This window comes from Nostoc sp. 2RC (assembly GCF_014222165.1).
Classification (GTDB): Bacteria; Cyanobacteriota; Cyanobacteriia; order Cyanobacteriales; family Nostocaceae; genus Nostoc; species Nostoc linckia.
On sequence record NZ_JACKZU010000315.1, the window covers coordinates 1 to 9855 of the forward strand.

Sequence of the window (9855 nt, forward strand, 5' to 3'; positions counted from 1 at the left end):
ATTAATTAATTAGTAAATATTCTGTATATTAATGATGAACCGATTATTTTAATGCCTTGTTCGGTTTATTTATACCCTGCATTTTGTGTCTTATTTTTTCAGCTAAATACCCACGAACATAACCCATAACAAGAGCATAAGTATCTGTTGTTGTGTTTTGGAGCTAGTAATAATTACCCATTGACAAAGCAACTAAATTACAGTGTGTAGGTTTGAGTCATCCAAGGTTGATTTTTAAATCTTTTTCAGTGATGTTTTTGGTAAATATAGGACTCATATTTGATTTTGAGAAATACACATAGATGCTTTATGTCAAAGGTTAACGTACCAGTTAAAGATTTAGGTGCGTTAGGCTATGGTATCAAAGATCCTAGAGATACTTAAATTTTTTCATAAATCAAATCGGACTTTTATAGTTACCTATGCAATTGAGAAAGGATGATTAAAATCATCTTGAAACTATTTTTTTCAATCCATACACTGATTAATTTGTAGAATGCACTAACGGAATTTAGACAAAAATAGTAAGAAAAATAACTCAAATATATATAGCAGTCGCAAATCATTTGCGAAATTTTGCTGCTGTTGACCATTGAGTGTTAACAGTTGACAGTCAACAGTCAACAATCAAAGTTTAAATCTGTTTTGGGCATCGTTATGTATTTTCTTTGCTCTGAATTAGTTTTAACCTTGTTTTCTACTCAATATTTTTGAAGTTATGCACTTAAAAAAGTAATAACAATTCAATCAAAAGGAGAATATTCATCAAAAATTCTTAATCTTTAAGAATCAAATTTAAGCGTGTTTCAACTCTTAAATTGCGGCTTTGTTTGCCGTTCCCCAACAGTACTAATAATCAAGAATTTCATTTCTTCCAAAAATCAATTCAGGCAGGAAAAAGCTATGGCGTATATCATTGGAACTAACAGTAACGATACCCTACTAGGTACTAACAGCTTTGACACGATTAATGGTAAAACTGGTAACGACATTATTACAGGGAACAAAGGGTATGATTACTTAACAGGTGGCGGTGGTAACGATAAATTTGTTGTTAATTTGGGTGATGGAATTGTTACTATTAGTGATTTTGTTGGAGTGGGTAAAGGCACAAACCCAACACCAGATGTTATTGCCGAAGTTGATACCCTCAAATTTCAAGGGTATGGGTTAACTCCACAAAATTTACTGCTGACACAGAATGGTAACAGTCTCGAAATCTCATTTGAAGGTGTATATTTTCCTGCGCTATCTATTACAAAAGTTATTCTACAAAACTTCAAATTAGAAGACTTGGATAACCTCAAAGCTTCTGGTAGTAGACCAGCCATTGGCAATATTATCTTTTATGGACAAACTAGCATCACCGATAGTTTTAATGTCCTAGATGCAAACTCCACTGATACGAGCATCGGCATTAAAAACACAGTCACCTTCTTCAACGACTTGGACAACAACATTACAGCTTTAGACAACTCAGATGATGTGGTCAATGGTCAAGGAGGTAATGATATCATCAACGGTCTAAGTGGCAATGATTTGCTGCGGGGTGGTACGGGCAATGATACTCTCATTGGGGGTGCTGGCAATGATACTCTCGTTGGTAATGCAGGTAATAACCTACTCTCTGGAGACAATAATGATGATTCTCTTTCGGTCTCTGGGTATTACACAATAGAATACACTGGCTACCAATACGACTCTCGCTCAGACGGTAATAACACCCTCAACGGTGGTGTTGGTGATGATAGCTTGAGTGCTAGTGGTTCAAAAGGCAATAACCTACTGTGTGGAAGCGATGGTAGTGACACGCTCTCCGTCTTTGGCTACTATCAATCCATTAGCTATGACTACGACTACAACTCCGAGTCATCTGGTCAAAACACCCTTGATGGTGGGGCTGATCGGGATTGGTTAAGCGCTAGTGGTTCGACAGGGAATAACCTACTTTCTGGAGGGGATGGTAACGATATTATCTCTGTCTCTGGTTACTACGAATTGAAAAGCTCATCAGACGCTTACGATCCACGCAGTTCTGAACAGGAATACGATTCTCGTTCCTCAGGTAATAATACCCTCAACGGTGGGGCTGGTGATGATAGCTTGAGTGCTAGTGGTTCAACAGGCAATAATCTACTTGATGCAGGAGATGGCAATGATTTTCTCAACATCTCTGGTTACAATGATTCTAGTAACGTTGACTACTACGACGAGTACGGTAACTACGCTGGCAGTTATTTATATAAGTACGAATCTCGTTCTTTAGGTAATAACACTCTCAGGGGTGGTGTTGGTAACGATACCTTAAATGCTGGCGGTTCAACAGGCGATAACCTCTTGGATGGTGGGGATGGCAATGATATTCTCACAGCCTCTAATGCCACTGGTAAAAACATTCTCAAAGGTGGAAATGGTAACGATATCCTTACGGGTGGCAATGGCAATGATAGCCTAATTGGAGGAAATGGCGTTGATACCTTTGTCTTCAATAGTTTCAATGAAGGTGTTGATAGAATTTCTGATTTAAATGTCACTAATGAAACGATTCGGATATCGGCTACTGGTTTTGGTGGCGGTTTATCAGCAGGTGTACTAAAAGCTAATCAATTTAGAATCGGTGCATCTGCAACTACTAGCACACAAAGATTCATTTATAACTCGGCTACAGGTGCATTGTTCTTTGACCGAGATGGTAGCGCAGGTGCATTTGCTCAAGTACAATTTGGACAATTATCTGTCGATTTGTCATTAACTAACAACAATTTTGTGGTTGTTTAATCTGAGCATAAAAATTACAAACCATCGGATTACAAGGTGTTTAAAAGAGATGAAGGAATGAGTAAGAAAATACTTCTTCTCCTGCATCTCTTTTTCTTTCTTTCAACAAGACAATTTTGGAATACTGAATTAGTATTCTAGTCTGGCAAACAAGTTACTTCAATTTTTCGTAAGCAGCCAAAATAATTTTCTCTGTTTCTTCCCAGTTAATACATTTGTCAGTTACAGAAACACCATATTTTAATTCTGCTTTTTTCCCAGTAATTGGTTGATTGCCTTCATAGATATTCGATTCCAGCATCATGCCAACTATTGATGTATTGCCCTTCAATATTTGCTCAATAATATTTTCTAAGACGGCAGGTTGTAATTTATAGTCTTTATTAGTATTGCCGTGGCTACAATCGATGACAATTCTTGGTGGTAAATTTGCTTCTTTTAATTTTTTTTCTACCAGACTGACGCTGGCTGCATCAAAGTTTGGCTGATTACCACCTCTTAAAATGACGTGACCGTAGGCATTACCTTTAGTTTGAAAGACGCTGACTTGTCCGTTTTGATTAATACCCAAAAAATTATGAGGGTTTCTAGCTGATTGTAGGGCATTCAAAGCGACTTGAATATTGCCGTCAGTACCGTTTTTAAAACCCACAGGCATGGAAAGTCCGCTGGCCATTTCCCGATGAGTTTGCGATTCGGTGGTGCGTGCCCCTATGGCAGACCATGTAATCAGTTCGCTAATGTATTGAGGAATAATTGGATCTAGGGCTTCTGTACCAGCAGGTAGTCCCAATTCTGTAATTTTTAATAATAGCTCTCTTGCAATTAATAAACCATTTTCTACATGAAAAGAATCATCCATTTCTGGGTCGTTAATTAATCCTTTCCAGCCTACGGTTGTTCTTGGTTTTTCAAAATAAACTCGCATAATTAATAGCAGTTTATCTTCGACTTTCTGCGCCAATTTTTTCAACCTTTGGGAATATTCCATCGCTACTTTGGGATCGTGAATTGAACATGGCCCAACTACGATGAATTTTCGGCGATCGCGAAAATCTAAAATATTTTCTATTTCTTCTCTATATCTTAAAACTGTTTGTTCCGCTAACTCAGTTAATGGTAATCTTGATTTAATTTCATTGGGAGTTAAGAGAACGCGATCGCTCTCGATATTAGCATTAAACAATTGATGGTTGTGCATGGAGTTTTTCTCGGAATTTGTGCTATTCTGCTTCGGAGTGCATTTTAATATACACAGTTTTTATCAAAAATACAAGTTAAGTTGATATTATGTCTGGGAAATCCTATAATAAAAATTGACTTTAGTGCAGGAATTACTGTTACAAATATTTGAATTGATAGTGATATTGGGGAACTCCAAAAAATAAATTATTCGGCTTCAAATTGTTAACTGTTAACTGTTGAGTGTTAACTGCCAACAGTCAACAGCCAACACCCACTGCTTTTATTATTGCAGATAGTGTGTTTTATCTTATGTGCTAATGCCAAAAGAACTTTGTAGACACTTGTATGGCTATTGTTGAATATGATTAAGAAATATTGTTTTTGGTCGATTGATTATGTATGTAAAGGTGTTATCTGCTGTAATCGATGACAAACCACTCATCCAACGGATGATGGAGCTTTATCAGTATGACTTTTCAGAGTTTGAACATCGAGACCTCAACGAGCATGGTTACTTTGGATACCCTTATCTCGATTATTACTGGATTGAAGGCGATCGCTATCCGTTCATTGTACGAGTAGGCAAACAGCTTGCTGGATTTGTTTTGGTGAATCAATTCACATACATACCAGAGAATCAATATTCCATTGCAGAGTTTTTTATCTTGCGAAAATATAGGCAACAAGGAATTGGTAAACTAGTTGCTTTTCAAGTCTTCGACAGATTTTGTGGAAAGTGGGAGATTTATCAAATTAGCGCAAATACAGTGGCTCAAAAATTTTGGCGCAGTACGATTGCAGAGTACACCGCCGGGAATTTTACAGAAATCGCCATTGATGATAGCGATCGCCAAGGAATAATTCAATGTTTTGACAACACCTCAAAATGTTCCTTGAATAATCCCGCCGTCTACTTGCAGCATGACTCCGTTCACAAATGAGGCTGCTGGCGAACTCAAAAATACTGCAACATTGGCAAACTCTTCTGGCGTCCCCATGCGACCTAAAGGAACTTTACTATTGATTTTGGCGATTTCTGCTTCTTTTGTTTCGCCGCTTTTACTAATTTGAGCGTTGATTAATTCTTCAACTCGTTCTGTATACGTCCAACCGGGTAAAATACTGTTGACGCGAATTTTATCGCTACCCAATTCTTGGCTGAGAGTTTTAGTTAAACCAATCACTGCCAACCGAATGGAATTAGACAATACCAGATTTTGGACTGGTTGTTTGGTTGAGGTTGAGGTGATGGTCAGAATCGCTGGTGCGCTGGATTGGCGTAAGTGAGGTAAAGCATACTTCACCAAGCGGACTGCACTCAGCAAAGTCAAGTTCAGGGAAGTTTCCCAGGTTGCTAAATCGATATCATCAAAAGTACCGGCGGGCGGCCCTCCAGCGTTGGTAACTAGGATATCCAAGCCGCCAAATTTTTCCACTGTGGCATTAATTACCCGTTCAATATCTGCTTGACTGGTAACATCTGCACGTATAGATAGCACTTCGGCATCTGTTTCGCTAGTAATTTCCGCAGCAACTTTGTCAATTAATTCACTACGAGCGCAGATAGCGACCTTTGCACCCTCACGGGCAAATTGCCTTGCTGTAGCTTTACCCAAACCTTTACTAGCAGCTGTTACTAAGGCGACTTTGCCACAAAGTTGCAAATCCATAATTTTGGTGTTTATTGAATAGAACTCAGAACTTAGGAGCCAGAATTCAGAACTCAGAATGAATAATGTACAGAGAGCAGATTAATTGGGGTTTAGAATCAGAAAAACTTTCCCTTTTAGCATCTTCTAGAGAAACAACTTTGTCAAAAAATACATATTCATCTAGAGACTGATTCTAAACTCCTGAATTCTGAATTCTGAATTCTGAATTCTAACTCCTTCTCATAGTAACTTGAAGCCCAGGTTATTGAGAACTTGCCGCAAGCGATCGCGTCCTCTCAATGATTCAACAGTTGCAATGCGTTGGGCTGAATGTTCTGACCAATCACCAGCAACATTCATTTGTTGTTCAGTATAAAACTCTTTGATGATGTTGTTGTAATGGGCGATCGCTTCATCTTGTTCAGCCAATTTATAGGTTTCCCGGTGCAACACCGCCGATTGTGGTAACCGTGGCTTAATTGCAGCATTCACTTCTGGATTCGGATAGCCCACACACAACCCAAACACAGCATACACAGAAGCAGGTAAATTCAAGATTGCTGCTACTTCTTCTGGACGGTTGCGGATTCCACCGATATACACTGTTCCCAAACCCAAAGACTCAGCAGCGATTGTGGCATTTTGCGCCGCCAATGTGGCATCAACCGTTGCCATAACAAACATTTCCAAATATTCCAAACCATCATGGGATATACCGCGACTGTCAGCAACATAAGCCAGACGCGCTAAATCTGCTAACCACACCAAGAATAAAGGCGCTTGGCGGATGTGTGCTTGATTTCCCGCCAGCTTGGATAACTCATCTTTGCGTTCTTGGCTTTCCACTGCTACCACACTCCAGGTTTGCAGATTTGAGGAAGTAGATGCAGATTGAGCAGCTGCAACTAGCAACTCCAGAGTTCCGGGTGGTAAAGGATCGGATAAATAAGCACGAATCGAACGGTGAGATAGTAGTGATGTCAGAGAATCATTCCATTCAATTTCGGGATTGAAGGGAATTTCACCGTAGCGCGATCGCAATAGTTCTGTAGGATTGGTCATATGTAATTCTCCGGTTCAAGATTTGAAAAGGCAATAGGCAATGAGCAATAGGCAATAGACTTGAAAGTTTTTTGGTATCAGGCTTTTACCATCAGTTTTTGTCCTAGCCCAGCCCGCAACTACTAATAGGAGTTAGATTTTTTCAAAATTCAGAATTCTGACTCCTGAATTCTGACTCCTGAATTCTGACTCCTGAATTCTGAGTTCTGAATTCTGAATTCTGAGTTCTGAGTTCTGAATTCTGAGTTCTGAATTCTAAATTCTGAGTTCTGAATTCTGAATTCTGACTCCTGAATTCTGACTCCTGAATTCTGAATTCTGACTCCTGAATTCTGAATTCTCGATTATACTTTTGGTGAAAACGCAGCGTATTGTTCTTTTGTTAATACTGCATCTCTAACATTCACCTGTTTGGGAATCAATTTTAGCTGATAATATGTATCAGCTACTTGTTGTTGCAAATTTACCAACTCATCATTAATTGGTACAATCCCAAACGTCCGTCTATTAGTAGCTTTTCTCATGGTTTCTATGTCAATTCCTAACACAGATGAGAGAGTTTGTGCTACTTCTTCTCGATTCTGTTTAGCCCATTCTTCTAGTTGTTTAATTTCCTCTAAAACTGCCTTGACAATTTGAGGATTTTCTGTTACAAATTTTCGAGTTGTTAAATAATATCCCCCCTGTTTATTAATTCCTGTGCCATCAATTAAGACTCTAGCTTTAGTTGCTTCTTGAGCCGCTGCATAGAAGGGATCCCAAATAACCCAAGCATCTACACTACCTTTGACAAATGCAGCGCGGGCATCAGCTGGTGGCAAATATTTAGGCTCAATTTCACTATATTTGACTCCATATTTTTCTAAAGCTTGAACTAACAACAAGTGGGCGCTAGATCCTTTTTGAAAAGCAATTTTTTTGCCTTTGAGGTCAGTGACTTTTTGAATTGCAGAATTCTGGGGAACAAGAATTGCTGAGCCAGCAGGGCTAGCAGCAATACCAGCTATATAAGTTAATGATGCTCCTGCTGCTTGAGCAAATATTGGTGGTGATTCTCCGACATGTCCAAAGTCAATACTACCCACATTCATCGCTTCTAGCATTTGCGGCCCGGCAGGAAATTCAATCCATTCCACAGATATACCATCTGGTGACAACCGCTTTTCTAAGACACCCTTATTTTTCAACAAAATATTCGATTTTTGATATCCAAATCGCACTAATGTTGCTTTGCTAGAAGCAGAATTGGCCACAGATGTCGCACTGGGATTAGGAGAGTTAACAGTGGATGTGGATGAACAAGCAGCAAATAGCAAGCTCAAACAAACACCAGTTACAAAAGCCCCCGCTATTGGTAAAGAAGAACAAAAGAATAATTTATTTTGGTTATTAAATAAATTCCTGACTCTGATTAAGGACATCCACTTGGCAAATAAGCGGCGAAAGATATGGCTAACCATTAAAATCATTCCTTGGAACTATATTTATACTATATATCTATAGGTTTACCGTAGTATAAGTCAATGGGTATGGGCAATGGACATTAGCCATTGGTAATTAGTTTTGCACTAATGACTAATGACTAATGACTAATAACTAATCCAGGAAATCAGGCTCGTCACGGACAATCCTTTCGTAAAGTGGCTGGAAGCTGAACCACCCACTTTTAGGCGCTCCCACTTGACTATGTGTTAAACGGGCTGTTTCGTGTTTGATGGTGTTAGGTCTACCTGCGGCTTCTGCCAATAGTTGCGCTTGGCACGATCGCTCCAGACTAATGTACCAAAAAGCAGCTTCATCCACTGTATGTCCCACAGTTAAAATGCCGTGGTTACGGAGAATTATCGCTTTAGTTTCACCCAACGCTTCCGCCAGTCGTTTGCCTTCAGATGTATCTAATACGACACCTGTATAATCTTCAAACAATGCATGGTCTTCGTAAAAAGCACAAGAATCTTGAGTCAAGGGGTCAAGCAGACGACCTAAACTCGACCAAGCTTTGCCATAAATTGAATGGGCGTGTGCAGCTGCAACTATGTCAGGTCTAGCTTCATGAATTTGAGAATGGATGGCAAAGGCGGCTTGATTTACTTGAGCATCTCCTTTGACCACCTCACCGTTTTTATTCACCAAAATCAGGTCAGAAACTCGGATATGACCAAAGTATACTCCTAGTGGATTCACCCAAAAATGGTCTGGAAACTCAGGATCGCGGGCTGTAATATGCCCTGCTATACCTTCGCTGAAGCCAAAGCGACCAAATAGGCGAAAAGCAGCAGCTAGGCGTTGTTTGCGGTGCAGGCGTTCATCTTCTAGTCGCTCGAATACAGGGGGTTGCGGTCTTTCAAACTTGGGCATGTTGTTTTTCCTCCTCCTCTTTGCAGGGAGCATTAGAATATCCGGAGCGAAAAGATTTAACGCTGTGAGATTCGGGAATGAATTGGTGACGCCAGATGCAACCAGTATCATTACCTAAAAGATGGATGGATACAGATTCGCTCTCGGATGTGGTTTTGACGGCGTGGATATCACCATCTGGAGGTAGGAGGCGGTAAATATCCCCCCTTTGGAGCGATCGCACTTCAGTTATTTCTAAGTGTGCGTGTTCTGCGGCATTGCCGCTATCTACACGCCGATAGACTGTTTCTTCTTGATTACCTTTATATAAACCAATCAATCCCCAAGCTAAATGGTCGTGGACTGGAGTGGTGGAACCAGGGGGAATCACCAAGCTAAACACTGATAAAGAACGGTCTTTAGCCCGATAAAGTAGCCATTGACCAATACCACCGCCCATTTTGCTTTCAGGGTTAACTTGGGCAAACTTTTCGGGTAACCATTGCTGTTGGGCAAGTAGCTCTTGAAAATAAGGTTCTAATTTAGCTAGCTGTTGTGTGCGATTTTCACTAGCACTATCAGTTATTTCACGTACTGTTGCTACAAAAGCTCGCAACTCTTGGCTTTCTATAAACCATTGGTCTTCAGGTAATGGTTCTAAAATAGTATCATTCGTCATTTATATTCCTCATTAATCTAAGTAAGTCGGCGTAAATATTCCTCGTAACTTAGTTAATCTTTATTTAAATTTTTACAATACTTTCGTTTTATTGTGCCAACCTACTGGCTAATACCGATTCAAAAAATGTTTGCGACAGATACCCCACCCGCCTGACGGCAC

The 9855-nt window shown here is 39.7% G+C and carries 8 protein-coding genes; 2 read left to right on the forward strand and 6 right to left on the reverse strand.

What is annotated here, in order from left to right; all coding sequences use genetic code 11:
* Positions 1-903 precede the first annotated feature (903 nt).
* Entirely contained in the window at positions 904-2778 is a 1875-nt protein-coding gene (locus GNE10_RS26440) for a calcium-binding protein (RefSeq protein ID WP_185568249.1), read from the forward strand.
* Positions 2779-2932: 154 nt separating this feature from the next.
* On the opposite strand, the gene GNE10_RS26445 is transcribed toward GNE10_RS26440, so the two are convergent.
* Complete coding sequence (locus GNE10_RS26445) at positions 2933-3979, reverse strand: 3-deoxy-7-phosphoheptulonate synthase (RefSeq protein ID WP_185568252.1); 1047 nt, start codon at positions 3977-3979, stop codon at positions 2933-2935.
* Positions 3980-4358: 379 nt separating this feature from the next.
* Between GNE10_RS26445 and GNE10_RS26450 the strand changes: the two genes are divergently transcribed.
* The gene (locus GNE10_RS26450) at positions 4359-4904 is read left to right on the forward strand and encodes a GNAT family N-acetyltransferase (RefSeq protein ID WP_185568254.1); all 546 of its coding nucleotides are present in this window, start codon (positions 4359-4361) and stop codon (positions 4902-4904) included.
* On the opposite strand, the gene GNE10_RS26455 is transcribed toward GNE10_RS26450, so the two are convergent.
* From GNE10_RS26455 to GNE10_RS26475, 5 genes are all read right to left on the reverse strand, one after another.
* On the reverse strand, positions 4845-5633 hold the full coding sequence (locus tag GNE10_RS26455) for an SDR family oxidoreductase (protein WP_185568257.1): 789 nt from the start codon (positions 5631-5633) through the stop codon (positions 4845-4847). The genes GNE10_RS26450 and GNE10_RS26455 overlap by 60 nt on opposite strands.
* Before the next feature lie 222 nt (positions 5634-5855).
* The gene (locus GNE10_RS26460) at positions 5856-6677 is read right to left on the reverse strand and encodes an NADPH-dependent oxidoreductase (RefSeq protein ID WP_185568260.1); all 822 of its coding nucleotides are present in this window, start codon (positions 6675-6677) and stop codon (positions 5856-5858) included.
* A 344-nt stretch (positions 6678-7021) separates the two neighbouring features.
* Positions 7022-8137, reverse strand: a complete 1116-nt coding sequence (locus GNE10_RS26465; protein WP_185568262.1) for a sulfonate ABC transporter substrate-binding protein — start codon at positions 8135-8137, stop codon at positions 7022-7024.
* A 136-nt stretch (positions 8138-8273) separates the two neighbouring features.
* Complete coding sequence (locus GNE10_RS26470; protein ID WP_185568265.1) at positions 8274-9035, reverse strand: class II aldolase/adducin family protein; 762 nt, start codon at positions 9033-9035, stop codon at positions 8274-8276.
* On the reverse strand, positions 9022-9693 hold the full coding sequence (locus GNE10_RS26475) for a hypothetical protein (RefSeq protein WP_099070078.1): 672 nt from the start codon (positions 9691-9693) through the stop codon (positions 9022-9024). The genes GNE10_RS26470 and GNE10_RS26475 overlap by 14 nt, the downstream gene beginning before the upstream one ends.
* Positions 9694-9855: the final 162 nt, after the last annotated feature.

Bases quoted from the DNA above. Each gene is read 5' to 3' on its own strand.
- GNE10_RS26460 (WP_185568260.1), bottom strand. From the start codon at position 6,677: ATGACCAATCCTACAGAACTATTGCGATCGCGCTACGGTGAAATTCCC.
- GNE10_RS26455 (WP_185568257.1), bottom strand. From the start codon at position 5,633: ATGGATTTGCAACTTTGTGGCAAAGTCGCCTTAGTAACAGCTGCTAGT.
- GNE10_RS26445 (WP_185568252.1), bottom strand. From the start codon at position 3,979: ATGCACAACCATCAATTGTTTAATGCTAATATCGAGAGCGATCGCGTT.
- GNE10_RS26450 (WP_185568254.1), top strand. From the start codon at position 4,359: ATGTATGTAAAGGTGTTATCTGCTGTAATCGATGACAAACCACTCATC.
- GNE10_RS26470 (WP_185568265.1), bottom strand. From the start codon at position 9,035: ATGCCCAAGTTTGAAAGACCGCAACCCCCTGTATTCGAGCGACTAGAA.
- GNE10_RS26475 (WP_099070078.1), bottom strand. From the start codon at position 9,693: ATGACGAATGATACTATTTTAGAACCATTACCTGAAGACCAATGGTTT.
- GNE10_RS26465 (WP_185568262.1), bottom strand. From the start codon at position 8,137: ATGGTTAGCCATATCTTTCGCCGCTTATTTGCCAAGTGGATGTCCTTA.
- GNE10_RS26440 (WP_185568249.1), top strand. From the start codon at position 904: ATGGCGTATATCATTGGAACTAACAGTAACGATACCCTACTAGGTACT.